Here is a 24,431-nt window from a genome sequence, read left to right on the forward strand (position 1 = left end):
GATGCTGATAATCTTGTTGACTATCAGTCTGACTCCACAAGCACCCACACGAATTGCTTGATTCAGTTGTTAAAGAGCGGTTGGTTAAGCTTTCGCTCAACCGAGGCGCGCATTCTACAGCAGCCTCAGTTGCTGTCAAGCGGTTATTTTCAGATGTTTTCAAAGTTTCCTTTGTAACATCAACCACTTGCGCTTTCGATCTCTCGTTAGCGGGAGGCGAATTCTACAGCGTTACACGCTGCTGTCAACACCTCATTTCCTGCTTCGATGACTTGAAGCTGACACTGCCGAAGAATCATCCAACTCATTGAAACTCAAGGAGTTTTCCGTTTCGACTGCGCCGGAAGTGGGCGAATTATAGGCCGTTGGAATTCTGAGTCAAGCATTCGTTGCGACTATTAAACAAAGCACCTTAATAGACAATGAAAAGTCCTGATTTGCGCACTATATTGCACATCAGGCCTTATTTAAGCATGATGCGCTGCTTCTGACACCTATAGCCCGGGCCCAACACGTAATGACCAAGCTCACCCAAAGCCTTGCATCGACACTATTCCCCGTCGGCTTGCTGCTTATTGCCATGGCCTCGATACAATCGGGTGCTTCGCTGGCTAAAAGCATGTTCCCCATAATAGGCGCCCAAGGCACTACAACCCTGCGATTGCTGTTCGCCAGCATTATCATGCTGTTGATCCTGCGACCCTGGAGAGCCAAGCTCACCGCCAGATCCTTAAAAACCGTGATCGTTTACGGGATAGCGCTGGGGGGCATGAACTTCCTCTTCTATATGTCACTGCGTACGGTTCCACTGGGGATTGCTGTGGCGCTCGAGTTCACAGGACCACTGGCTGTCGCTATTTATTCCTCGCGCAGGCCCATCGACTTTGCCTGGATTGGTCTGGCGATCATCGGACTTCTACTGCTTATCCCCACCGGCGAAAGCACTCAGGGCCTCGACCCTGTCGGCACTGGCTATGCACTGGGCGCCGGAGTCTGCTGGGCGCTGTACATTCTATACGGGCAAAAGGCCGGCGCTGACAACGGCGTGCAAACAGCAGCTTTAGGCGTAATGATCGCGGCGCTGTTCATTGCCCCCATCGGGATTGTCCATGCCGGTGCCGCCTTGCTGACCCCAAGCTTGATCCCCATCGCCATTGGCGTCGCAATATTGTCCACCGCCCTCCCCTACACTCTTGAGATGATTGCTTTGACACGAATGAGGTCCTGTCCTTTAGCCAATGGATGGCAATCTCTTGCATTATCATGGCTTCGGTCGGAGCCACCTTGACGATGCGCAACCACTCGAAACCGGTATTGACTGACAATTAGCCGTCTATTTGACAGAAGTCTGGTAATTGACTCTCATTTAAGGGATGTTTGTTCGTTATGAATGTTGCTTGGCGCGGATAAGGACTTCCTCAAACGCCAACGATAGAGGATTGATCCACACCCGCTCTCCGTGAACCCGACGCAAACGCTTAAGGACAGGAATGAAACGAATTTTGGCCGTTTTAGCCGTGCTTGCTGTTGCCGGCTGCGCCGCAACCTCCCAGCCAGCTGTAAAACATGGCAAACGAGGCCTGCATATCAACTGCTCCGGCTTATCCTCTTCGTGGGACAAGTGCTACGCCCAAGCCGTCAAATCTTGCGGGGACAAGGGCTACAGAGTGATTGCCAAATCTGGAGATACCGCACAGGAGCCAGGGGATTATCCTTTCGGCTTGAATCCTGCCGGATACACCAGCCGAAGCATGATTGTGCTCTGCAAGTGACAGCCTTGAACATTCTGAAGCGCAGCTGAGCAAGCTGGCCGCGCTTCAGAACTGCCTCAGGCAACTTTCGAAAGAGGCACCGTTCGCGCCAGCAGCCACTCCAGCGCAGCCCCTTCAAGCAGCGGGCTCAAGCGTTCACGCACCTGTGCATGATAAGCATCGAACCACTCCAGCTCTTCACGGGTGAGCAGGCCGGGTTCCAGGCAACGGCTATCGATCGGACACAGGGTCAATGTTTCAAACTTGAGAAACGAACCGAACTCCGAGGCGCCCGCCTCGCGATTCAATACCAGGTTTTCAATGCGCACACCCCAGCGCCCCGGACGATATGTCCCGGGTTCAATGGAGGTAATCATTCCCGGCTGCATTGCTGTATGGGGTGCCGGCGCGGCCTGATAGGCAATGACCTGAGGCCCCTCATGCACATTCAGGAAGTAACCCACGCCATGCCCGGTTCCGTGCCCGTAATCCACGCTTTCAGCCCAAATCGGAGCTCTGGCAATCGAGTCCAGCAAGGGCGACAAGATACCTTTTGGAAACTGGGCCCTGGACAAGGCAATCACGCCTTTAAGGACACGGGTGCAATCGCGCTTTTGCTCCGCGCTCAAGGTGCCAATCGGTACCATCCGGGTAATGTCAGTGGTTCCGCCCAGGTATTGACCGCCAGAGTCTATTAACAGCAGGCCATCCCCTTCAATCACGGCATGTTCTTGCTCAGTCGCGTGATAGTGCGGCATTGCGCCATTGGCATTAAAGGCAGCGATAGTGTTGAAGCTCAGCGACACGTACCCCGGGCGACGCGCACGGGCAGCGGTCAACTGCTCATCAATGGTCAATTCAGTGATGCGTTCACGCCCCAGAGCAGTTTCCAGCCAGGCAAAAAATTCACAAAGAGCAGCACCATCCTGTTCCATGGCCTGACGGATATGAAACGCGTCATCCAGACTCTTCTGCGACTTGGCCAGGGTAGTCGGGTTCAGCCCTTCCACCAGCGTCACGTCAGGGTGCAGATGGCTGAGCAAGCCGCAGGTCACCCGCGCCGGATCCACCAGTAACCGGGTCGATGCTGACAATGCTGCCAGCGCGTCATTGATTTCAACGTACTCGCGCAACTCAATACCATCACGCCCAAGTGTCTCTTGCAGAGCGGGACTGACCTTGTTCAGGTCCACAAACAAGGTGGCTTGCGCCGAGTCGATCAATGCAAACGAAACAAATACCGGGTTGAAAGAAACATCCGAGCCACGCAGGTTAAACAACCATGCAATGTCATCGAGGGTTGCTATGAAATGCGCATCGGCCTTGCGCTGCACCAGTGAGTTACGCAACTGTGCCAGTTTGTCCACGCGACTGACTGTTGCTTGTGGCGGTAGATGCTCATACACCGCCTGGACCGGCAGCGCAGGACGATCCTCCCAGACCAGCCCCAGCAGATCGATATCTGTGCGTAAAACGGCACCGCGCTCTTTGAGTTTGCTTTCCAGTGTTCGTGCAGAGGCCAGTGCCAGCACCGCCCCATCAACCGCTACCACAGCACCTTCAGGTGCCTGTTCGGCCAGCCACTCCAGTGGCCCCGGTTGACCTGGCATCAGCTTGACCAGTTCGATGGTACTACCGGCAAGCTCTTTGGCTGCCTGCTCCCAGTAACGGCTGTCAGCCCAAAGACCGGCAAAGGTCGGGGTCACAATCAAAGTGCCGACTGAACCGTGAAAACCCGACAACCATTGCCGGCCCTGCCAATAGGCGGGCAAGTATTCTGAAAGATGGGGGTCGGCCGAGGGTACCAACAGTGCCTGTATTCCGTTCTGGCTCATCAAGGCTCTGGCGCGCGCCAAACGCTGCACTACCAATCCCGGATTCAACGACTGAGTACTCATTCCGCCTCCTGCTAGTCACTACTAATATTATTCCCTCCGGATAATGAATCAGCGGCTAAGACTGGGCAACCGCCCAGAAAGGTGCAGGCGCGGTAACGGCTGCTTTAATCGCATTTACTGCGACATCAATATCCTGCTCGCGGGTAAAGCGCCCGAGACTCAATCGAATGGTTCGACCGGCTTTTTCAGCATCATGGCCCAACGCGAGCAACACATGGGACGGGGTTTTACTGGCCGAGTTACATGCCGAAGTAGCCGAATACGCCAGCACAGCGCTCAATGCCGAACTGTTGAAATGCCCTTCGCTGAAGGTCAGGCTCAAGGTATGGGGAATTCGTTGCGTTGGACAGCCATTGCATTGCACCCCCGGCACATCGGCCAACTGCTCCAGCAACCGCTGACGCAGAGCGCCCATATGCGCCAGCTCCTGGGCAAATGATTCGCTGGCCAGGGCAAAAGCAGCCCCCATGCCGGCTATCTGGTGAGTGGCCAGGGTTCCGGAGCGCAGCCCCGACTCATGACCGCCACCATGGATCTGGGCCTGCAAACGATCCTGTGCCCGTGGCCCCACATACAGGGCGCCAATCCCCTTGGGCCCGTAAACCTTGTGCCCCGAAAACGACATCAGATCCACGGCCCAGGCCTCCAGGTCGATGGCTACCTTGCCAGCGCCCTGGGCGGCATCAACATGAAACAACGCACCGTGTTCGCGAACCCGTAAACCAATACCCGGGATGTCATTCACTGTCCCGAGCTCATTGTTCACCAGCATCAGCGACACCAGCAGAGTGTCCTCTCGCAACGCATCGCTGACTTGCTGCGCGCTCACAAGCCCATGGCTGTCGGGCGCCAGATACGTCACATCAAATCCTGACTCTTCGAGGAACCGGGCCGTGTCCAGCACCGCCTTGTGTTCAATCTGACTGGTGATGATGTGCCCGCGCGCCTTGCCGCTGGCCAGTGCAACACCCTTCAACGCAAGGTTATTGGACTCGGTAGCACCCGAGGTCCAGATAATGTGCTCGGCCCTGGCATTGATCAGCTGTGCAACCTGTTCGCGAGCCAGCTCCACCGAGCCTCGGGCCTGCTGACCGAAAACATGTGAGCCCGAGGCCGGGTTGCCAAAGTTTCCTTCAAAGCCAAGACAATCGACCATCACCTGAATGACACGAGCGTCCACGGGCGTGGTGGCAGCGTAATCGAAATAAAGAGGTCTTTTGTTCATTGTGCAAACCTACTGAGCGTTCCGGAATCAGGCAGTGCTTGATATCAGAAGAGTGAAGCCACCTTGAAAACGTGGCCATTAGAAATACCCGATTAACCTGGGTGACAAAAGAAGCCGCTTCAACAAATGTCGTAGGAGCCTTCCAAAATTCACGAGATCAGAAAACCATAGCTCTATAAAGCGCTAAAAGTACCTGCCTGTGCAAGTCTGATATGCCATAAGGATATATAAATATGGAATTACGTTAGTTTACGGAATAACAAAAGCTCTTTATAAAGCAGCCTTCGGCTTTCCTTTTGTGGGTATAGCCCTCCCCCGATAAAAGGAGCTGTACATGCAGCTTTTGACACTGCCTGCCACTCCGGCACTCGCGACCTCCATACGGGCCACAGCCCAGGTTTTTGCAGACCCTGCCTCCAAGGCGTTGCTCGCGCATTTGCAACAAATAGCGCCCAGTGATGCCAGTGTCTTGATCATCGGAGAAACCGGCACCGGCAAAGAGATTGTCGCCCGCCATATTCACCAGCTCAGCCACCGCCATCAACAACCTTTTGTGGCGGTAAACTGCGGAGCTTTCTCCGAATCACTGGTCGAAGCCGAGCTGTTCGGCCATGAGAAAGGGGCATTCACCGGTGCACTCGGGGCTAAGGCCGGCTGGTTTGAAGAGGCTGACGGCGGCACGTTGTTTCTGGACGAAATCGGCGATTTACCATTGCCCATTCAAGTGAAACTGTTACGTGTGCTGCAAGAGCAAGAGGTGGTGCGGCTTGGGTCGCGCAAAAGCACGCCGATCAATGTTCGCGTGCTGGCGGCAACCAATGTGAATCTGGAGCAGGCTATCGATGCCGGTCACTTTCGCGAAGATCTGTATTACCGGCTGAACGTGGTCAGCCTTGTTCTTCAGCCCTTGCGCGAGCGTCAGGGCGACATCCTGCCGCTGGCAAGGCATTTCCTTCAAACCTACCGGCAACGACTGCAACACGGCCCTACAGCATTAAGTACATGCGCTGAACAGGTGCTTATGGATCACCCCTGGCAGGGCAATATTCGCGAGCTTGAAAACGTCGTGCACCACAGCTTGCTCCTGTGCAGCAATCAGACCATCACCGCCCGGGACTTGCGCCTGTCGCAGTCACGCAGCAAACGCCTGGAGCCTGCTGCGCCACAACCATCCACCACCACTGACCACTTGTTACAGCGTGCATTTCAAAAGCTGTTCGAAGAAGAACCTGGCGCCCTGCACGAAACCGTAGAGGACAGCCTGTTGCGCGCGGCTTACGAGTTCTGCCATCACAACCAGGTACATACTGCCAAACTGCTGGGCTTGAGCCGCAATGTCACCCGTACTCGTCTGATCAAACTCGGGGCTCTGGCCGTAAACACACGAAGACTTGATGCGCAAACGGCGTTGTGAGTGAACACCTCGGCAGCAACCCGGCATTGCTGCCGGGCTTTCCCTCAAGCCGGGGTTAATTCCTCGAGCCGGCGCGCTTCCAGCTCTCTTACCAGAGGCAGCACCCGACGTCCGAAATACTCCACCTCTTCCTGAAAATGCAGAAACCCCGCCAGCACCAGATCCACGCCCAAGGCCTTGAGCGCCACGATCCGCTGTGCGATCTGCAGCGGCGTACCAATCAAATTGGTTTTAAAACCATCGTTGTACTGCACCAGATCCTCAAAGGTTGACTTGGCCCAGTTACCTTCCCCCTCAACTGAAGACTTGCCCGCTTGTTTCGCTGCGTCACCAAAGGCATGAACCGCCTCAACGTCGGCATTTTCGATGATTTCCTGCAACACCGCCCGCGCCTCTTGCTCCGTGTCACGGGCAATGACAAAAGCATTCACCCCGACCTTCACCGAGCGCTGGTTGGCAGCCGCCTTGACACGAATGTCGTCGATCTGTGCCTTGATCCCTTCCGGGGTGTTGCCATTGGTGAAGTACCAGTCCGATACGCTGGCTGCCATATCCCGCGCAGCACGCGAACTGCCACCCTGAAATATTTCCGGATGCGGCAAACCCAGCGGCTTGGGCTTGAGGGTGTAATTGTTGACCCGGTAGAAGTCCCCTTTAAAGGTGAAGTTATCCTGGGTCCAGATCCCCTTGAGGACACGAATGAACTCCTCCGAGCGGCGGTAGCGCTCGTCATGCTCCAGCCAGTGCTCACCGATGGCATTGAATTCACCCTTGAACCAGCCACTGACAATATTGACCGCAATCCGGCCCTCCGTCAGCTGATCAATGGTGGCCAGTTGCTTGGCTGCCAGCGCAGGCTTCCAGGGCCCCGGCAGGATCGCAGCGATGACTTTCAAGTGAGTGGTAGCAGCCAATAGCGCGTGGCTGAACGCTACCGACTCGTGCTGAAATTCTGCGCCGTAACCCGCAGTGAAACGGATCTGGGTCAGGGCATATTCAAAACCTGCCGCCTCCGCCAGGCGCGCCAGCTTGCGGTTGTAATCGATCCCCCAATCGGTACGTTGCTCAATCTTGCTGACCACCAGACCACCGCTGACGTTAGGCACCCAGTAGGCAAATTTTATGGCTTGCTGACTCATAGGCATGATCTCGGCGTTAGGAAATGTCCTAACCACAGAGCAGCATCTATGCCAACAGGTCTAAACCGCTCTTACCGCCACAGGAAACCGGCGCGAGCTGTCTGTCTGGCGCTTATTTGTTGAATGACTGTTGGCCCGACAACACTTTTCGAGCGCAAAAGGTCTATCGCCGCTGTCGACCGTTATCGGTAAGATGACGCCCTTCCCGCGCTTGTGCGCCGTACGCCCCGCCGAATTAAGTCGATCCCATGCCTTTTGAACTCAGCGTAGATTTGACCACCCTCGCCATTCTGGCCGCAGTGGCCTTTGTGGCCGGCTTTATCGATGCCATTGCCGGTGGCGGTGGCTTGCTCACCACCCCGGCCTTGCTCACTGCCGGCTTGCCCCCGCACCTGGTGCTGGGCACTAACAAACTCAGTTCGACGTTCGGCTCGGCCACTGCCAGCTTTACGTTCTATCGACGCAAACTATTCCATCCCAGAGAGTGGAAGCTGGCTATTTTCGGGACTTTGGCAGGCGCACTGATCGGTGCCATCGTGGCCCATTACATGCCCGCCGAGTGGCTGAACAAGATGCTGCCGGTGATTGTTTTTGGCTGTGGCCTGTATCTGTTGTTCGGTGGCACACCCAAAACCCCGATCGACAACGATGCACCGATCAAAAAGAAATGGCAGCTGCCACAAGGCCTGGGTCTGGGCTTCTATGACGGCGTTGCCGGCCCCGGAACAGGCGCCTTCTGGACTGTCAGCAGCATGCTGATGTATCCCATCGACCTGGTGAAGGCCAGCGGCGTGGCCCGCAGCATGAACTTCGTCAGCAACATTGCGGCGCTGTCGGTATTTGTTTTTTCGGGGCATGTGGACTGGGTGATCGGCCTGACCATGGGCTTTGCCGTAATGGTCGGTGCTTTCTTTGGCGCCCGCAGCGCGATCAGCGGCGGGGCCAAATTCATTCGCCCGGTGTTTATCACCGTGGTCCTGGGACTGACCGTACGCCTAGCCTGGCAACACTGGTTCGGCCAGGCCTAAGCGCCGCGCCACATACAGGTCGATGAGATAGCGCGCAATCGAGCGCGATGCTGGCAGCGGCGGCAAATGATGCACATTGAACCACTGTGCATCTTCTATCTCGTCCGCCTGGGGTACGATATCGCCCCCTGCATATTCCGCATGAAAACCCAGCATCATCGAATGCGGAAATGGCCAGCACTGACTGCCCATGTACTGGATATTCGTAACCTCCAGCTGCACTTCTTCACGCACCTCGCGAATCAGGCAATCTTCCGCCGACTCCCCCGGCTCGGCGAATCCCGCCAGCGTGCTATATACCCCCGGCACAAAGCGCGGCGAACGCGCCAGCAGCACCTCATCGCCCCGGGTAATCAATACAATCATGCTCGGCGAAATACGCGGATAACTGCGCAGGTTACAGGGCGCGCAGTACATCGCACGTTCCCCGGGTACCTGCGTCATGGCCCGCCCGCAACTGCCACAGAAACGATGCTCTGTGGCCCAGGTGCCTATTTGCGCGGCGTAGCCCAGGACCTTGTAAAGGGTGTGATCGCCCTCCAGCATAAAAGCCCGCAAGCCCTGCCAGCGGCAGCCTTCAACCTGCGCCGGACGCTCCAGCTCCAGCAGATATACCGGCTCGCCGTCCAGATGCCCGATACCATGCTCGGCCAGCAGCGGCAGGTCCTGACGCTTGAGCCATTCACGGGGGAACAGCGGGCCATTATCGTCAAGCAGAAATCCGTCGGGGCCGCGCACCACAGCCAGGCCGCCAGGTAGGTCTGCATCCAGTACTGCCGTGGTCCAACGCGGTGTCATGAAACGATCCTTGGTCAGGTTAAAAAGTGTCAGTCGAGAAATTCAGGCTTTTGCTTGGTCATATGTGCGGTCATCGCCAACCGCAAGTCGCTTGACTGGAGCATGGCCGCGTTCCATGTCGCGACATACTCCAGACCGTCATCTACGCGGTGATCACGCATATAACCGATCATCTGCTTGGTCCCGCCAATGGCAATCGGCGACTTGCTGGAGATCTCTTGCGCGATCGCCATAACGCCTTCGAGCAACGCCTGATGATCACTGTAGACCCGATTGACCAGGCCGATCGTACGCGCCTCGTCAGCGAGCACCATGCGCCCGGTGTAGGCCATTTCACGCAGCATGCCATCGCCGATGATGCGGGGCAGACGTTGCAGTGTGCCGACATCGGCAGCCATGCCCATGTCGATTTCCTTGATCGAGAACTGCGCATCTGCTGCTGCATAGCGCATGTCGCAGGCGGCGATCAGGTCAATGGCACCCCCCAGGCAATAACCCTGAATGGCTGCCAGAACTGGCTTGCGGCACCCATCGACTGCATTGAACGAGGCCTGCATCTGCAGAATTTTACGCCGCAGTAAACGCGCGTTACGCCCTACATCCTTGCCCAGTTCATTGGCCACAGAGGCCAGCAACATCAGATCAATACCGGCCGAAAAGTGCTTGCCCGCCCCACTGAGTACCACTACGCGGACGGCATCGGTTTCATCGATCCATTGAAAGATTTCGACGATTTCGCTCCAGAACGCCGCATTCATCGCATTGACCTTCTCAGGTCGATTGATCTGCACGTGGGCGATGCTGCCCTGTAACTCAACCTTGAAAGCCTGGTAGTCGGACATAAGCTCAATCCTTTGTGGGGCGCAGTGCCGGTCAATAAGTCGCGGACTATAACAAGCACTGCGGGCCTCAGGCAGGCCGTTATTACGCCAAAAACCGGGCTACAGAATAAAACGCTCGATCGCCTGGGCGACACCGTCTTCAAGGTTGCTGCCCGTCACGTACATCGCCTGCTTGCGTATTTCTTCCGGGGCCTGGCCCATGGCAATCGAAATCCCTGCCCGATGAAACATCGCCGGATCATTGCCGCCATCGCCGATGGCCGCCGTGCGCACCAGCGGCACATCCAGAAACTCGGCCAGAGCCACCAGCGCATCGCCTTTGTTGGCTTTGAGTGCGGTGATATCCAGATAACGGGCCTGTGAGCGACTGGCGACCGCGAGCCCGCTCAACACCGGTTGCAAGCGCTGTTCAAGGTCCAGCAATAACGGCGCATCGCTGCAGGTGGCTACGATCTTGTGCACCTTGTGCAGATAAGGCTCATAGCTTTCAACCACCTTCGGCGCATACCCGAGGCCGTGCTGCTCGTGAGCGACCATTTCGCCGGACGGATCACGTACCAGCCAGTCTTCATCGACAAACAGCCAGACCTCAACCGGGTGTTCCGCCAACAGGGCCAGGGTCTTTAGCACCCCTTCATAGTGCACATGATGGGACTGCAGGTATTCGCCCTGGGCGTTGACCAGCAGCCCGCCATTAAACCCGGCGACCGGCAATTCAATGCCCAGTTGCTGGCTGATCTCGCGCATGGCTCTGGGCGGTCTGCCGGAGGCCAGCGTGAAATGAACACCCGCCGCCTGCAGCTTTTTCACTGCAGCCAGGTTGCGAGGACTGAGGCTGTGGTCAGGCGACAGCAGGGTGCCATCCATGTCACTCAGCACCAGCTCAATGGACTCTTGCTTCACGTCACTCATCCTATGTTCAGCCAAGCGCGACCATCGCGTGCCAGCAGTTGTTTTGCTGCTTCGGGACCATCCTGTCCAGCCGGATAGGACTGCACGTCCGTGTGTTCACGCCATGCATCGAGAAATGGCTGCACACCGCGCCAGCCGTTTTCAATATTGTCAGCGCGCTGAAACAAGGTCTGATCCCCCGTCAGGCAGTCGTAGATCAATGTTTCGTAGCCGGTGGAAGGCTGCATTTCGAAGAAGTCTTTGTACGCAAATCCAAGGGCGATATTAGCCATTTTCAGCCCCGGCCCCGGTCGCTTGGCCTGAAGGTCAAACCACATGCCTTCGTTGGGCTGAATCTGGATCCGCAAATAGTTTGGCTGCAGCCGGTCGACTTCAGTGTCACGGAACTGCGCATAAGGCGCGGGCTTGAAGCAAATTGCGATTTCAGTATCACGGGCACTCATGCGCTTGCCGGTACGCAGATAAAATGGCACGCCGACCCAGCGCCAGTTATCGATCATGACCTTGAGCGCAACAAAGGTTTCAGTGTTGCTGTCAGGGGCCACGTTGTTCTCTTCGCGATACCCCACGACCGGTTTGCCACCGGACTCACCCTGGGTGTATTGCCCGCGCACCGAGTTTTTCAGCGCTTCTTCCTTCGACCAGGGGCGGATTGCTCCAATCACCTTGGCCTTTTCACCCCGCACCGCATCGGCGCCAAAAGCTGCGGGGGGCTCCATTGCCACCATCGCCAGCAGTTGAAACAAATGATTGGGCAGCATGTCGCGCAGTGCGCCGGTGTGCTCGTAAAAACTGCCACGTGTCTCGACCCCGACGGTTTCTGCCGCGGTGATCTGTACATGGTCGATGTAATGATTGTTCCAGAAGGATTCGAAAAGCCCGTTGGAGAATCGGCTGACCAGAATGTTCTGGACTGTTTCCTTGCCCAGGTAATGGTCAATCCGGTAGATCTGCTTCTCGCTCATGACGGTCAGCAGACAGGCATTCAATGCCTGCGCCGTTTCAACGTCTGAGCCAAAAGGTTTTTCAATAACTACCCGGCGAAAAGCTTCCGGGGTTTCTTTTAGCAACCCGCCAGCACCCAGCCGCTGCACCACTTCGCTGAAAAAGCGGGGGGCAGTGGCCAGGTAGAACACCGCGTTGCCGGTGCCACTGGCGATGATCTTCTGTTCCAGCGCGGCATAGGTGCTGTCATCCAGAAAATCGCCCTGCACGTAACTGATGTTCTTCGCCAGCGAAGCCCACAATTGGGCATTCAAGCCCTGGCCCTCAGGATGATCCACTTTGCTGGCGGCTTCATTGCGAATGAAGTCCTCCAGCTTTTTGGCAAAGCCCTCATCACTGATTGCATTGTGGTCGACGCCCACAATATGCAAACCATCGTCCAGCAAACCATCGCGACTCAAGTTGTACAGCGCCGGCATCAGCAAGCGCTTGACCAGATCACCGTGAGCCCCAAACAGGAACAGCGTGGTAGGCGGTGCCGGTTTGGTGTTGGATTTGCTGGACTGATCGGTCATTTCTTAGGTGTCTCCACATGGCCGCCGAAACCAAAGCGCATGGCCGACAACAATTTGTCGCCATACAGGCTTTGCTGGCGTGAGCTATAGCGGGCAAACAAGGCGTTCGACAATACCGGTACCGGGGTCGACTGCTCCATGGCCGCTTCGATGGTCCAGCGGCCTTCACCGCTGTCCGCCACGGCGCCCGAGTAGCCGTCAAGCGGCGCGTCGGTGGCCAGGGCATCGGCGGTCAGATCCAGCAACCAGGACGACACGACACTGCCACGACGCCACACTTCGGCGATATCACCCAGGTTCAGGTCAAAACGCTGATCTTCCGGCAGATTCTCACCGCCCTTCATCTTCATCAGGTTGAAGCCTTCGGCGTATGCCTGCATCAGGCCGTACTCAATACCGTTGTGCACCATCTTGACGAAGTGCCCGGCACCCGCAGGGCCTGCATGGATATAACCACGCTCTGCGCGATCATCTTCAGAAACACGGTCTTTGGTGCGCGCAATATCGCCCATACCTGGGGCAAGTGCGGCGAACAGCGGGTCCAGATGTTTAACGACTTCAGTGTCGCCGCCAATCATCATGCAGTAACCGCGCTCCAGGCCCCAGACGCCGCCCGAAGTTCCGACGTCAACGTACTGCAGGCCTTTTTCGGCCAGCGCCCGGGAACGACGGATGTCATCTTTATAAAAGGTGTTGCCGCCGTCGATGATGATGTCACCGGCGTCGAGCAGTTGGCTCAGGGTCTCGATGGTGTCTTCGGTCGGCGCACCGGACGGCAGCATCACCCAGACAGCACGGGGCTTGGCAAGGCCAGCTACCAGCGCCGGCAAGTCGGTGACGCCTGTGGCGCCTTCCTGCTCGAGGGCACTGACAAAGTCGGTATTGCGGTCAAAAACCACGGTTGTATGCCCATTGAGCATCAGACGCCGCGCGATATTCCCGCCCATACGGCCCAATCCAATAATTCCCAACTGCATGTACTGTTGCTCCCAACGACAAATAAATAGGTGTACAGCACCTTAGTGCAGCATTGCTTAAGGTGCCCGGCTGAGGATTAGTCCTAGCGCATGCTGCATAGTTTCGCACAAGCAGCCACCCAGATTCGCGATTCAATACACTCAGAAGACGAACGAGCACGCCAAGACCGCAAAAAAATTAAAAGTTCACATCATTCAAGAAAGAAATCACAATCGCTTCCGACAGTGATCCAGTCCTGCAACGGGCAATTTGGATACTCGATTTAAAGTTGCCAGAGGCGAAGCGAACCATGACCACCGTATTGTCCGCACAACCTGCCCAGACCCTCTATGTCACAGTTCGCCGTGACGAGCTGCGTCAACTCAAGGACGAGTGCGTGCAGTTGCGCCAGGAGCTCGCACAATTGCGCCAGCAATTACAAATCGCCCAGGCCGGCCAGCTTTTTAATGGCGGCGCCGAGCACACCCGCCACAGCGACTGATCACGCCGATACAAGCGGCGAGCCAAAGCCAGCCGTCATCTGTGACAAAGTTTTCACATCCCGTTAGCAATACTGAAACACTTTGTGGCTGCTCAATATTGAGGCGGCCCTCACTTGTTGTGCCGGGCTAAACGGCATCTACGATTCAAGTTGTTATCAGCTGGAGCGCTGTATGGGGATGTTCAAACGCAGTAACACATCTGCGAAAGGTTTCGACTGGGCCGGACTCGGCTGGCTATTTCTGTTCTTCTGGTACTTCTCCGGCATTACCCAACTGCTGATCCAACTGACGGGTACCTCCGGGTTTTCGGGCTTTCGTCAGGCCTTCATAATGAGTTCCATCTGGCTCGCGCCGATGCTCATGTTTCCCAAGCACACCCGAGTAATGGCAGCCGTCATTGGCGTCTTGCTGTGGGCGTGCTCCATGGCCAGCCTCGGCTACTTCTTCATCTATCAGCAAGAATTCTCGCAAAGCGTCATCTTCATCATGTTCGAGTCGAACATCTCTGAAGCCGGCGAATACATGACCCAGTACTTCGCCTGGTGGATGGTACTGGCGTTCCTTGCCCATACCGCCTTCGCCGTATTCCTCTGGACCCGCTTGCGCCCGGTATACATGCCCCGCGTACAAGCCTGGACAGTAGCAATCGCTTTGCTTCTGGCAGTTGTCGGTTACCCGATCATCAAGCAAACGATCAAGCACGACACCCTGGCCGCTGCCATGGAAAGCTTTGAAAGCCGGGTAGAGCCCGCAGTGCCATGGCAGATGGCGGTGGCGTATCGCCGTTACCTGGAACAACTGGACAACATGCAGGGCATGCTCGCCAGTGCCAGCAAAATTCCGCCCCTGACCAACCTCAAGGACAATGAAGCCGGCAAGCCCACCACGCTGGTGCTGGTCATTGGCGAGTCCACCAACCGCCAGCGCATGAGCCTCTATGGCTACCCGCGCGAGACCACGCCCAACCTCGACAAATTGCGCGACCAGCTGGCGATTTTCGACAACGTCGTGACGCCGCGTCCTTACACCATCGAAGCACTGCAGCAAGTCCTGACCTTTGCTGACGAAGAAAACCCTGACCTGTACCTCAGCACCCCATCGCTGGTCAGCGTGATGAAGCAAGCCGGATACAAAACCTTCTGGGTGACCAACCAGCAGACCATGACCAAGCGCAACACCATGCTCACCACGTTCTCCGAGCAGGCAGACCAGCAGGTCTATCTCAATAACAACAGGAACCAGAACGCGCGCCAGTATGACGGTGACGTGCTCGAACCCTTCAACAAGATCCTGGCCGACAGTGCGCCACGCAAGCTGATCGTGATTCATCTGCTCGGCACGCACATGAGCTATCAGTACCGTTATCCGCCGACCTTCGACAAGTTCACCGATCGCACCGGCGTCCCTGCCGGCCTGACCGATGATCAGGTGCCGACTTACAACAGCTACGACAATGCCGTTTTGTATAACGACTTTGTGGTGTCGAGCCTGATCAAGGATTTTGCCAAGACCGACCCCAACGGCTTCCTGCTGTATCTGTCCGATCACGGTGAAGACGTGTTCGATTCGGTTGGCCACAGCACGCTGGGCCGCAACGAAGCCAAACCCACAGCGCCGATGTACACCATTCCGTTCATGGCCTGGGCTTCGCCAAAATGGCGTGAGAGCCATGCATGGAACTTCGCCAGCGACCTTGGCCGTCCTTACAGCAGTTCACAGTTCATCCATACCTGGGCAGATCTGGCCGGTTTGAGCGCTGACGAACTGGACGACAAGAAGAGCCTGGTGAGCGATCAATTTGTCGCCCGCCCTCAATTGATCGGAGATCCGTACTCGCGCCCGCAAAAAGCCTTGATCGACTTCAGTCTGATCAAACCCAAGGCCCCTGCCGCGAGCGATGTGGCCAAACAGTAAAAACGCAACGGGGAGCCAATGGCTCCCCGTTCAGTTTCAGTTGATCCCCGCCCTGCCAAACAGTGCCGTGCCTCTACAGATATTTGTTCCAGAACAGCATCTGACCGTGGGCCGGGTTGAGCTGGCCCTCGCTAAATCCGAACTTCCTGTAGGAACCTTGAGCGACCGGGTTGCCCTCAAGCACCTCGAGAGTGATCTTGCAGCAATCACGTTCACGGGCAATCTCCTCGACCTTGAGCAGCATCTGCTGACTCAGGCCCAGACCGCGGAATGTATCGACCACCGACACGTCGTGCACGTTGACCAGAGGCTTGCCGGCAAAGGTCGAGAACCCTTCAAAACAGTTGACCAGCCCCGCCGCCTCGCCATTGACAAACGCCAGCACGCTGAACGCATGGGGACGCTTGGCCAGCTCTGCAGGCAACTGCTCCAGCACCTGGGGCGACAACGCCTCACCGCCGCCCATAGGGTCTTTGGCGTAGTGATTCAATACGTCTCTCAAAGCCTGGGCGTGAACCGGGTTTGTATAGTTTGCTTGCACTACCACGACATCCGACATTGCTTGGATTCCTTGACGACTGGGTTCTTGGTGTCCGATTTTGATGACACCCGACCTTAGCGTGCCTGAAGCGCCACAGACAAGTGTCCGCGTCATGTGTGGCCAGAGGGATCCAGGGTTTGCATCAACGCCTCGACTTGCGGCACCAGGCAGTCGGCGTCCGGGTAAATCAGTACATGGCGAAACTGTAGATTGTCCTGGCGATACGCCTCGACATCCACAGCCGCAACATCTGCCATCTTCTGGCTGAGCAGCAGTAAATCGAAATCATGGACCTGAGCGTCATACAGGCTCACTAACGCCTGCAGGTCATACAAGGGGGCAATTCGGAAATACCCCGCAGCATTAAGCGACTTTTCTATTTTTAAAGCCTGAGCCCAATCGGCATCGGCAATCAGTATTCGCAATGACTTGGTGGGCATGATGTCTGAACCATCGTCAAATGCATTCTGTTAGACCGGGACACGCCAGCTTTACCACTGGCACCAAAGCGCAAATGGGTACGCTCCGGGACATTTCAAGACACCGCTTGTCACGTCATTGATTTCTCAGCCGAGCCTCGGGCCATCTCCCCCCGGAGCGCCAGGCGGCACTCCGTGTCATGTTCGAGACTGCCTGCTACGCCCTCACTGCCAGCCGAACTTGCGGATGTAGAAACCTTTCACTGCCTGGGTCAGCGCCATGTAGGCCAGCAGAATCATTGGCAAGAACACAAAGTACAGCGGCGGCAACGCCTGCAATTTGAAGTAGCCAGCCAACGGCCCCATTGGCAGGAAGATACCTACCAGCATGATCACACCTGTCATGACCATCAGCGGCATCGCTGCACGGCTTTGCAGAAATGGAATTTTCGGCGTCCGGATCATGTGCACGATCAGCGTTTGAGTCAGCAGCCCGACCACGAACCAGCCCGACTGGAAAAGAGTCTGGTGCTCAGGTGAGTTGGCTTTGAACACGTACCACATCAAACCGAACGTGAGGATGTCGAAAATCGAGCTGATCGGTCCAAAGAACAGCATGAAACGCCCTACCTCGGCGGGTTGCCAGCGCTGGGGCTTTTTAAGCATTTCTTCATCGACGTTATCGAACGGGATAGCAATTTGTGACACGTCGTACAGCAGGTTCTGGACCAGCAGGTGCATCGGCAACATAGGCAAAAACGGGATAAACGCACTGGCGACCAACACCGAGAACACGTTGCCGAAGTTCGAGCTGGCGGTCATTTTTATGTATTTGAGCATGTTGGCGAAGGTCCGGCGCCCTTCCAGTACACCCTCCTCCAGCACCATCAGGCTTTTTTCCAGAAGAATGATGTCCGCTGCTTCCTTGGCGATATCCACCGCACTGTCCACGGAAATCCCGATGTCCGCGGTACGCAGCGCAGGTGCGTCGTTGATCCCGTCCCCCATAAAGCCAACCACATGGCCATTGGCTTTGAGCAAGCGCACGATGCGCTCTTTGTGAGTGGGGGTGAGCCTGGCAAACACGTTGCTGGTTTCGACGGCCACCGCCAGTTCAGCGTCGGTCATGCGTTCGATGTCGTTACCCATCAACAGCCCTTGCTGCTCCAGGCCCACTTCACGGCAAATCTTCGCAGTGACCAGTTCGTTATCGCCAGTCAGAACTTTTACCGCGACCCCGTGTTCGGCTAACGCCTTGAGTGCTGGCGCAGTGCTCTCCTTTGGCGGGTCAAGGAAAGCGACATAACCAATCAGCGTCAGGTCCTGCTCGTCTGCCAGGCTGTAAGTGTCACGACCCGTCTCAGTCATTGGCCGTGCAGCAACCGCCACCACCCGCAAACCCTCTTCGTTAAATGCCGCGGTCACCTGGCGAATCCGCGCCAGCAACTCATCGCTCAGGGCTTCTTCCCGTTCGCCATGGCGCACGGTTTTGCAAACGGCCAGCACTTCTTCGACAGCGCCTTTGCAGATCAGCAGATGAGGCTGATCCTGCTCGGCCACCACAACCGACATCCGCCGCCGTGTGAAATCGAAAGGAATTTCATCGACCTTGTTAAAGGCTGTGCCCACATTCAACTCGCGGTGCACCTCGACATGCTCCAGCACCGCCACGTCCAGCAGGTTTTTCAGTCCGGTCTGGTAGTAGCTGTTGAGATAGGCCATTTCCAGAACGTCATCCGACTCTTGCCCCCAGACATCGACGTGGCGTGCGAGAAAGATTTTGTCCTGGGTCAAGGTGCCGGTTTTATCGGTACACAGTACATCCATCGCGCCAAAGTTCTGGATCGCGTCCAGCCGTTTGACGATGACTTTTTTACGTGACAGAAACACTGCGCCTTTGGCCAGGGTTGAGGTCACGATCATCGGCAGCATTTCCGGGGTCAGGCCCACTGCCACCGACAAGGCAAACAGCAAGGCTTCGGTCCAGTCACCCTTGGTAAAGCCATTGATGAACAGCACCAGCGGCGCCATTACAAACATGAAGCGGATCAGCAACCAGCTGACTTTGTTGACCCCGGTCTGAAACGACGTCGGCCCCCGATCCGTCGCGCCAACCCGCTGTGCCAGCGCGCCGAAGTAAGTGTTGTTGCCGGTGGTCAGTACCACTGCCGTGGCCGCGCCGGATACCACGTTGGTGCCCATGAACAGAATATTGTCCAGTTCCAGCGGGTTACTGGTCTGGCTGTCGGACTGCCGCGCAAACTTCTCCACCGGCATTGATTCACCGGTCATTGCCGCCTGGCTGACAAACAGGTCTTTGGCGCTAAGCACCCTGCAATCTGCCGGAATCATGTCGCCCGCGGACAACACAATCAAATCCCCCGGGACCAATTGCTTGATCGGCAACTCAATGCGTTGCGCACCTCTGATTTGCTGAGTTACGCCGGAGAACTTGCCAAACATCGGGGTGGTGTCAGCATTGAAATCACGCCGCATGACCGTGGCGGTGTTACTCACCATCGCCTTGAGTGCGTCCGCTGCTTTGTTGGACTTGGCTTCTTGCCAGAAACGCAGCAACGTCGACAACACCACCATGGTGCCAATCACCACCGCAGCCTGAATGTCATCTGTGGCCAGAGAGACCGCGGCAAGCAAAGTCAGCAACAAGTTGAACGGGTTCTTGTAGCAATGCCATAAGTGCACCCAGCGGCTGAGTGGCTGCTCGTGTTCAACCTCGTTCAGCCCATGTTGCTGGCGCAGCGCCTCGGCCTCGGCCTCGCTGAGGCCATCGGTATGGGTGCCCAGACTGTCGATCAATACCGCGCTGTCGCGGTTGGCCGCAGCCACCAGGGTTTGTGCCAGCGTCGGCGGGACTTCCCGGCTGACCGTGGTGTTGGTCAAACTATCAAGCAAGGCCAAACGCCGGAAATGCCGGCCGATATGGCGAGTGCGCAAAAATCCGGCGAAGAATTCTTTGAGGGTGAGTTTCATCGTGCTACTCCTGCGCCGTCTGCACTCACCCTTTGAGAGTGACTACGCAGACGGCCTTGATCTGGAACCGTCGTTCATGGTTTGAATCCGGATGCTCGCGCTTAATCAAACAATCGAACACAGCCCGGCAACCTGGGCCGATGTTGGCGCCGGCGCACCGGGATAAAAAAGTTGCCCATAACGATTCCCCTGACGGTCTACGAAGCCAGGCAGCAGGCACGGCAAGAGCGCGCGCGAGTACCAAAAGGCACACGCGCGCAGCGTGTCGCGACCATGCCGCCAAGGGCATTGATCACACACGTTTCAGTATCGATGAGAGGGCTTCCGGGGACGGGTCGTGGATGACCCGATAAAGGTGCCGTTTCTCGCTAGTCAGCAAGACAACGGCAGGGGAATCTGCGCGCTAGCTTGCCGAGAATATGCCGGTGTTCATAACCGGCCGACTACTGTGACTCGAGCTGCTACCCACTGAAAACCTGCACTATTAATGAAAACGCCGGCAGCTTACGCCCGGCGTTTTAGAGAGTAAACCGCAGGAAGGCTGCCGTTTTATGAATCAGATGGATCTTCAGGCAGGGTTCAGTTTCATCCGGAGAATGTCATATGAGGCGGTATTGCGGCGCGCATAAAGGGCTGAAACTCAGGGGCTTTCCCATTGCCTGAGACGAACCCGGCAATGCTTCATTGCGTTGACAATATGTTTCTCCACCATGCTTCGCGACACACCGAGGCGCTCGGCAATTTCAGGATGCGACAAGCCTTCAAGCTTGCGCAGCAAAAAGCAGTCGCGGCACGCCGCAGGCAGCTCGGCCAGCGCCCGCTGGAGCAGGTCCAGACGCTGATTGCGGTCCATCAAAACCTGCGGCGAAGGGCTGAAAAAACGCTCCTCAGTGTCCAGTACCTCCAGCGGCTCAACCTGGCGCAAGGCGTTGCGCCGATGACCATCGATCACCAGGTTGAGTGCCGTGCGATACAAAAATGCACGGGGCTGCTCAATGGGTGCATCACTGGTGCGCTCAAGCACTCGTACGTAAGCATCATGCGCGACATCTTCGGCCGCCTGAGCATTGCCCAATCGGGCACTCAAAAACGTGACCAGTTCACGATAGTAGTTTTCCAACATGACTCCTGGCCGCAACGTCAGCGGCAACATTCCATGAGCGCAGAAACAGTCCGAATCGATAGCGGCGCGATGATGGCACTTCTGAAGATGCAATTTATAGCAATTCTCATCTAGATTTAAGATGCATGCCCTTGAATCGCACAGAAACATTAAGTAACACCTGTAAAAACAAACAGTTAAATCCGCGCCCCACACCTTCGTCTACTCAACAGCTCCCCGTGTCTGTCGGTTCGCCGAGGCTGTTGGCTTTTGCCCTTAACAGCTGCAAAAACCTGATCACGGACCGATTTCCATTGGCTGGAACCCTGCATGAAACGCCCTGGACAGACCCGCCGCGCACTTCTCATCGCCCTGTGTTGCTTGCTGGCTGGCGCCCTGGCTGCGTGGTCATTTCTGCCCCTGGGTGGCGAAGCCTATGACACCGTGCCTGTTACCCGCGGCGACATTGAAAGCAGCGTGACCGCCTTGGGCACCCTGCAGCCCCGGCAATATGTCGATGTGGGTGCGCAGGCCTCCGGGCAAATCAACAAAATCCATGTCGAAGTCGGTGCTGAAGTCAAAGAGGGCCAGTTGCTGGTCGAAATCGACCCCGCGACACAAAGTGCCAAACTCGAGGCCAGTCGCTTTGCGATTGAAAATCTGCAGGCCCAGTTGCAAGAGCAACGCGCCTTGCACGATCTGGCCAAACAAAAATATCAGCGCCAGCTGCACCTCGCCAAAGGCGGTGCCACCCGAGAAGAAGACGTACAAAGTGCTGACGCAGAAGTGCGTACTACCCGGGCCCGAACCGAGATGTTCCAGGCGCAAATCCGTCAGGCCCGGGCCAGTTTGCGCAGTGACCAGGCAGAACTTGGCTACACCCGTATCTACGCCCCCATCTCCGGCACCGTGGTAGCGCTGGATGCGCGCGAAGGCCAGACCCTGAATGCCCAACAGCAGACACCCTTGATTCTGCGCATAGCCAAACTCTCACCCATGACCGTCTGGGCTGAAGTCTCGGAAGCGGATATCGGCTACGTCAAACCGGGCATGCCCGCATATTTCACCACCCTGAGTGGTGGCAACAGGCGCTGGAACAGCAGAGTGCGGCAGATTTTGCCCGTACCGCCCAAACCGCTTAATGAAGCCAGCCAGGGGGGCGGCAGCCCGGCCAGCGCAGGCAAAAGCGGAAGTGCCCGGGTGGTGCTGTACACCGTATTACTCGATGTCGACAACACCGATCAAGTGCTGATGCCCGAAATGACCACCCAGGTATTTTTCGTCTCCGGCCAGGCCCAAGACGTATTGCTGGCCCCCATCATTGCGTTACAGGCCAGCACTGAAGGCGACCGACAAACCGCCCGTATCGTGGCCAAAAACGGCAAGTTGCAATTGCGCGAGATCCGCACCGGGATTAGTGACCGCTTGCGGGTGGAAATTCTCGATGGCCTGAATGAAGGCGATCGCCTGCTCATCGGCCCGGCCACCGGCAACGGAGGCTAGATGTCCACTCCCTTGATCGAGCTGCAAGAGATCCGCAAGGTCTACGGGGGTGACGGCACACCCGAGGTTCAGGTACTCAAAGGGATCAGCCTGGCGATCCATGCCGGAGAGTTTGTCGCGATTGTCGGGGCCTCTGGCTCAGGCAAATCGACCCTGATGAACATTCTCGGCTGCCTCGACCGCCCGACCTGCGGCCGCTATTTGTTCGCCGGTGAAGACGTGGCCTGTCTGGACAGTGACGAACTGGCCTGGTTGCGCCGTGAAGCCTTCGGCTTTGTGTTTCAGGGTTACCACCTGATCCCCTCGGCTTCGGCCCAGGAAAACGTCGAAATGCCGGCCATCTATGCCGGCATGCCCGCCGCCGAACGCCACGCCCGCGCCGCCGCCCTGCTCGATCGTCTGGGGCTGGCCGAACGCACCGGCAATCGCCCGCACCAACTCTCTGGCGGCCAGCAACAGCGGGTATCGATTGCCCGGGCCCTGATGAACGGCGGACACATCATCCTCGCCGACGAGCCCACCGGCGCTCTGGACAGTCACAGCGGCGCCGAAGTCATGACGCTGCTGGATGAGCTGGCCAGCCAGGGTCACGTGGTGATCCTGATTACCCACGACCGCGAAGTCGCAGCCCGGGCCAACCGCATCATCGAAGTGCGCGACGGCGAGGTGGTCAGCGACAGCGCCAACGCTCAACCCTGTGGGCACACCGAGAATCCCGACGCCTTGCAGGCCGTCGACTTGCGTAAACGCCTGAATGAAGGCAGCGAAGCCCGCGGGGCCTGGAAAGGCGAACTGGTGGACGCGGTACAGGCCGCCTGGCGGGTGATGTGGATCAACCGCTTTCGCACCGCCCTGACGCTGCTGGGTATCGTCATCGGCGTGGCGTCGGTGGTGGTTATGCTGGCCGTTGGCGAAGGCAGCAAACGTCAGGTCATGGCGCAAATGGGCGCGTTCGGCTCCAACATCATCTACCTCAGCGGCATGTCGCCCAGACCCCGTGCGCCCCCCGGCATCGTCACCCTCAACGATGTAGCGGCACTTTCGACCTTGCCTCAAGTGCACATGATCATGCCCGTCAACGGTGCCGAAATCGGCGTGCGCCATGGCAACCTTGATCACACGATGTATACCGGCGGCAATGGCGTCGCCTTTTCCGCGATTTTCAGCTGGCCGGTGGTGCAAGGCAGCTTCTTCACCCAGGCGGATGAAGACGCCGCCGCCGCGGTCGCAGTGATCGGCAAGAAGGTCCGCGACAAGGTCCTCAAGGACGTGCCCGACCCCATTGGCCAGTACATCCTGCTGGAAAACGTACCGTTCCGCGTGGTTGGCGTGCTGGCTGAAAAAGGCGCCAGCTCTGGCGACTCCGACAGTGACACGCGCATCGTGGTGCCCTACTCCGCTGCCAGCGTGCGCCTGTTCGGCACGCACAATCCGGAATACGTGGTGATCGCTGCCACCGATGCGAGCAAGGTCAAACAGACTGAAACCGCCATCGAGCAACTGATGCTCAAACTGCACCACGGCACGCGGGATTTCGAGATCACCAACAATGCAGCGATGATCCAGGCCGAAGCCAGAACCCGTAATACGCTGTCGCTGATGCTGGGTTCGATTGCCGCCATCTCACTGCTGGTTGGCGGTATCGGGGTGATGAATATCATGCTGATGACCGTCCGTGAGCGAACCCGCGAAATTGGTATCCGCATGGCCACCGGCGCCCGTCAACGCGACATTCTGCGCCAGTTCCTGACCGAAGCCCTGATGCTCTCGGTGGTCGGTGGCCTGGCAGGTATAACCCTGGCTTTCATGGTCGGCGGGATACTGCTGATGTGCGATGTAGCTGTGGCGTTCTCACCGTTTGCGGTCCTCGGTGCCTTTGCTTGTGCACTGGTGACAGGCGTTATCTTCGGCTTCATGCCGGCCCGCAAGGCTGCCCGGCTCGACCCGGTCACGGCCCTTACCAGTGAATGATTC

General features: G+C 57.1%; 19 protein-coding genes and 1 pseudogene. 8 read left to right on the top strand and 12 right to left on the bottom strand.

Going from position 1 to position 24,431, the window contains the following annotated elements; all coding sequences use genetic code 11:
* Window positions 1–517: 517 nt before the first annotated feature.
* Window positions 518–1,329, top strand: a pseudogene (locus JQ845_RS00005) (EamA family transporter).
* A 161-nt stretch (window positions 1,330–1,490) separates the two neighbouring features.
* Window positions 1,491–1,772, top strand: a complete 282-nt coding sequence (locus JQ845_RS00010; RefSeq protein WP_081481296.1) for a hypothetical protein — start codon at window positions 1,491–1,493, stop codon at window positions 1,770–1,772.
* A 56-nt stretch (window positions 1,773–1,828) separates the two neighbouring features.
* Here the strand turns inward: JQ845_RS00010 and JQ845_RS00015 are convergent, their stop codons facing one another.
* Both JQ845_RS00015 and JQ845_RS00020 read right to left on the bottom strand, forming a co-directional pair.
* The gene (locus tag JQ845_RS00015) at window positions 1,829–3,649 is read right to left on the bottom strand and encodes an aminopeptidase P family protein (RefSeq protein WP_202210923.1); all 1,821 of its coding nucleotides are present in this window, start codon (window positions 3,647–3,649) and stop codon (window positions 1,829–1,831) included.
* A 55-nt stretch (window positions 3,650–3,704) separates the two neighbouring features.
* Complete coding sequence (locus JQ845_RS00020) at window positions 3,705–4,874, bottom strand: cysteine desulfurase family protein (protein ID WP_203007884.1); 1,170 nt, start codon at window positions 4,872–4,874, stop codon at window positions 3,705–3,707.
* Between the two features lie 334 nt (window positions 4,875–5,208).
* Between JQ845_RS00020 and JQ845_RS00025 the strand changes: the two genes are divergently transcribed.
* The gene (locus JQ845_RS00025) at window positions 5,209–6,288 is read left to right on the top strand and encodes a sigma-54 interaction domain-containing protein (RefSeq protein ID WP_003441537.1); all 1,080 of its coding nucleotides are present in this window, start codon (window positions 5,209–5,211) and stop codon (window positions 6,286–6,288) included.
* A gap of 44 nt (window positions 6,289–6,332) precedes the next feature.
* On the opposite strand, the gene sfnG is transcribed toward JQ845_RS00025, so the two are convergent.
* Complete coding sequence (gene sfnG / locus JQ845_RS00030; RefSeq protein WP_165439792.1) at window positions 6,333–7,433, bottom strand: dimethylsulfone monooxygenase SfnG; 1,101 nt, start codon at window positions 7,431–7,433, stop codon at window positions 6,333–6,335.
* A gap of 242 nt (window positions 7,434–7,675) precedes the next feature.
* Here sfnG and JQ845_RS00035 point away from each other — a divergent pair, with 242 nt between their 5' ends.
* Window positions 7,676–8,455: a TSUP family transporter gene (locus JQ845_RS00035; RefSeq protein WP_003441533.1), complete on the top strand. Its 780-nt coding sequence runs from the start codon at window positions 7,676–7,678 to the stop codon at window positions 8,453–8,455.
* On the opposite strand, the gene nudC is transcribed toward JQ845_RS00035, so the two are convergent.
* The 5 genes from nudC to gnd form a co-directional block, all read right to left on the bottom strand.
* On the bottom strand, window positions 8,423–9,253 hold the full coding sequence (gene nudC / locus JQ845_RS00040) for an NAD(+) diphosphatase (RefSeq protein ID WP_003441530.1): 831 nt from the start codon (window positions 9,251–9,253) through the stop codon (window positions 8,423–8,425). The genes JQ845_RS00035 and nudC overlap by 33 nt on opposite strands.
* A 29-nt stretch (window positions 9,254–9,282) precedes the next feature.
* The gene (locus tag JQ845_RS00045) at window positions 9,283–10,095 is read right to left on the bottom strand and encodes a crotonase/enoyl-CoA hydratase family protein (RefSeq protein ID WP_127196547.1); all 813 of its coding nucleotides are present in this window, start codon (window positions 10,093–10,095) and stop codon (window positions 9,283–9,285) included.
* A 99-nt stretch (window positions 10,096–10,194) separates the two neighbouring features.
* The gene (locus JQ845_RS00050; protein ID WP_037001458.1) at window positions 10,195–11,007 is read right to left on the bottom strand and encodes a Cof-type HAD-IIB family hydrolase; all 813 of its coding nucleotides are present in this window, start codon (window positions 11,005–11,007) and stop codon (window positions 10,195–10,197) included.
* The gene (zwf, locus tag JQ845_RS00055) at window positions 11,004–12,527 is read right to left on the bottom strand and encodes a glucose-6-phosphate dehydrogenase (RefSeq protein ID WP_003441519.1); all 1,524 of its coding nucleotides are present in this window, start codon (window positions 12,525–12,527) and stop codon (window positions 11,004–11,006) included. The genes JQ845_RS00050 and zwf overlap by 4 nt, the downstream gene beginning before the upstream one ends.
* Window positions 12,524–13,504, bottom strand: a complete 981-nt coding sequence (gene gnd, locus JQ845_RS00060; protein WP_003441516.1) for a phosphogluconate dehydrogenase (NAD(+)-dependent, decarboxylating) — start codon at window positions 13,502–13,504, stop codon at window positions 12,524–12,526. The genes zwf and gnd overlap by 4 nt, the downstream gene beginning before the upstream one ends.
* Window positions 13,505–13,794: 290 nt before the next feature.
* Between gnd and JQ845_RS00065 the strand changes: the two genes are divergently transcribed.
* Window positions 13,795–13,986, top strand: coding sequence for a DUF6026 family protein (locus JQ845_RS00065; protein WP_127196548.1), 192 nt, complete (start codon window positions 13,795–13,797; stop codon window positions 13,984–13,986).
* 172 nt (window positions 13,987–14,158) lie between these two features.
* A complete protein-coding gene (locus JQ845_RS00070; protein WP_160628202.1) occupies window positions 14,159–15,901 on the top strand; it encodes a phosphoethanolamine transferase CptA in 1,743 nt (580 codons plus the stop codon).
* A 73-nt stretch (window positions 15,902–15,974) separates the two neighbouring features.
* Here the strand turns inward: JQ845_RS00070 and JQ845_RS00075 are convergent, their stop codons facing one another.
* The 4 genes from JQ845_RS00075 to JQ845_RS00090 all read right to left on the bottom strand — a co-directional run bounded on the left by JQ845_RS00075 (window position 15,975) and on the right by JQ845_RS00090 (window position 20,972).
* Window positions 15,975–16,460 carry a GNAT family N-acetyltransferase gene (locus JQ845_RS00075; protein WP_003441508.1) on the bottom strand — a complete coding sequence of 162 codons (486 nt, stop codon included), beginning with the start codon at window positions 16,458–16,460 and terminating at the stop codon, window positions 15,975–15,977.
* A gap of 92 nt (window positions 16,461–16,552) precedes the next feature.
* On the bottom strand, window positions 16,553–16,882 hold the full coding sequence (locus JQ845_RS00080) for an ANTAR domain-containing protein (protein WP_203007887.1): 330 nt from the start codon (window positions 16,880–16,882) through the stop codon (window positions 16,553–16,555).
* Window positions 16,883–17,086: 204 nt separating this feature from the next.
* The gene (mgtA, locus tag JQ845_RS00085; RefSeq protein WP_161719540.1) at window positions 17,087–19,852 is read right to left on the bottom strand and encodes a magnesium-translocating P-type ATPase; all 2,766 of its coding nucleotides are present in this window, start codon (window positions 19,850–19,852) and stop codon (window positions 17,087–17,089) included.
* Between the two features lie 640 nt (window positions 19,853–20,492).
* Entirely contained in the window at window positions 20,493–20,972 is a 480-nt protein-coding gene (locus JQ845_RS00090) for a sigma-70 family RNA polymerase sigma factor (RefSeq protein ID WP_003441500.1), read from the bottom strand.
* Window positions 20,973–21,284: 312 nt separating this feature from the next.
* Here JQ845_RS00090 and JQ845_RS00095 point away from each other — a divergent pair, with 312 nt between their 5' ends.
* Both JQ845_RS00095 and JQ845_RS00100 read left to right on the top strand, forming a co-directional pair.
* Window positions 21,285–22,457: an efflux RND transporter periplasmic adaptor subunit gene (locus JQ845_RS00095; RefSeq protein WP_003441497.1), complete on the top strand. Its 1,173-nt coding sequence runs from the start codon at window positions 21,285–21,287 to the stop codon at window positions 22,455–22,457.
* The gene (locus tag JQ845_RS00100; RefSeq protein ID WP_127196553.1) at window positions 22,458–24,428 is read left to right on the top strand and encodes a MacB family efflux pump subunit; all 1,971 of its coding nucleotides are present in this window, start codon (window positions 22,458–22,460) and stop codon (window positions 24,426–24,428) included. It abuts the gene before it with no gap.
* Window positions 24,429–24,431 lie beyond the last annotated feature (3 nt).

Origin of the sequence: Pseudomonas paraversuta, assembly GCF_904063065.1 — a bacterium.
Lineage (GTDB): Bacteria > Pseudomonadota > Gammaproteobacteria > Pseudomonadales > Pseudomonadaceae > Aquipseudomonas > Aquipseudomonas paraversuta.

Bases quoted from the DNA above. Each gene is read 5' to 3' on its own strand.
- JQ845_RS00025 (WP_003441537.1), top strand. From the start codon at position 5,209: ATGCAGCTTTTGACACTGCCTGCCACTCCGGCACTCGCGACCTCCATA.
- JQ845_RS00095 (WP_003441497.1), top strand. From the start codon at position 21,285: ATGAAACGCCCTGGACAGACCCGCCGCGCACTTCTCATCGCCCTGTGT.
- JQ845_RS00065 (WP_127196548.1), top strand. From the start codon at position 13,795: ATGACCACCGTATTGTCCGCACAACCTGCCCAGACCCTCTATGTCACA.
- JQ845_RS00035 (WP_003441533.1), top strand. From the start codon at position 7,676: ATGCCTTTTGAACTCAGCGTAGATTTGACCACCCTCGCCATTCTGGCC.
- JQ845_RS00100 (WP_127196553.1), top strand. From the start codon at position 22,458: ATGTCCACTCCCTTGATCGAGCTGCAAGAGATCCGCAAGGTCTACGGG.
- JQ845_RS00045 (WP_127196547.1), bottom strand. From the start codon at position 10,095: ATGTCCGACTACCAGGCTTTCAAGGTTGAGTTACAGGGCAGCATCGCC.
- JQ845_RS00080 (WP_203007887.1), bottom strand. From the start codon at position 16,882: ATGCCCACCAAGTCATTGCGAATACTGATTGCCGATGCCGATTGGGCT.
- JQ845_RS00015 (WP_202210923.1), bottom strand. From the start codon at position 3,649: ATGAGTACTCAGTCGTTGAATCCGGGATTGGTAGTGCAGCGTTTGGCG.
- JQ845_RS00010 (WP_081481296.1), top strand. From the start codon at position 1,491: ATGAAACGAATTTTGGCCGTTTTAGCCGTGCTTGCTGTTGCCGGCTGC.
- mgtA (WP_161719540.1), bottom strand. From the start codon at position 19,852: ATGAAACTCACCCTCAAAGAATTCTTCGCCGGATTTTTGCGCACTCGC.
- JQ845_RS00070 (WP_160628202.1), top strand. From the start codon at position 14,159: ATGGGGATGTTCAAACGCAGTAACACATCTGCGAAAGGTTTCGACTGG.
- JQ845_RS00050 (WP_037001458.1), bottom strand. From the start codon at position 11,007: ATGAGTGACGTGAAGCAAGAGTCCATTGAGCTGGTGCTGAGTGACATG.
- gnd (WP_003441516.1), bottom strand. From the start codon at position 13,504: ATGCAGTTGGGAATTATTGGATTGGGCCGTATGGGCGGGAATATCGCG.
- zwf (WP_003441519.1), bottom strand. From the start codon at position 12,527: ATGACCGATCAGTCCAGCAAATCCAACACCAAACCGGCACCGCCTACC.
- JQ845_RS00020 (WP_203007884.1), bottom strand. From the start codon at position 4,874: ATGAACAAAAGACCTCTTTATTTCGATTACGCTGCCACCACGCCCGTG.
- JQ845_RS00075 (WP_003441508.1), bottom strand. From the start codon at position 16,460: ATGTCGGATGTCGTGGTAGTGCAAGCAAACTATACAAACCCGGTTCAC.
- nudC (WP_003441530.1), bottom strand. From the start codon at position 9,253: ATGACACCGCGTTGGACCACGGCAGTACTGGATGCAGACCTACCTGGC.
- sfnG (WP_165439792.1), bottom strand. From the start codon at position 7,433: ATGCCTATGAGTCAGCAAGCCATAAAATTTGCCTACTGGGTGCCTAAC.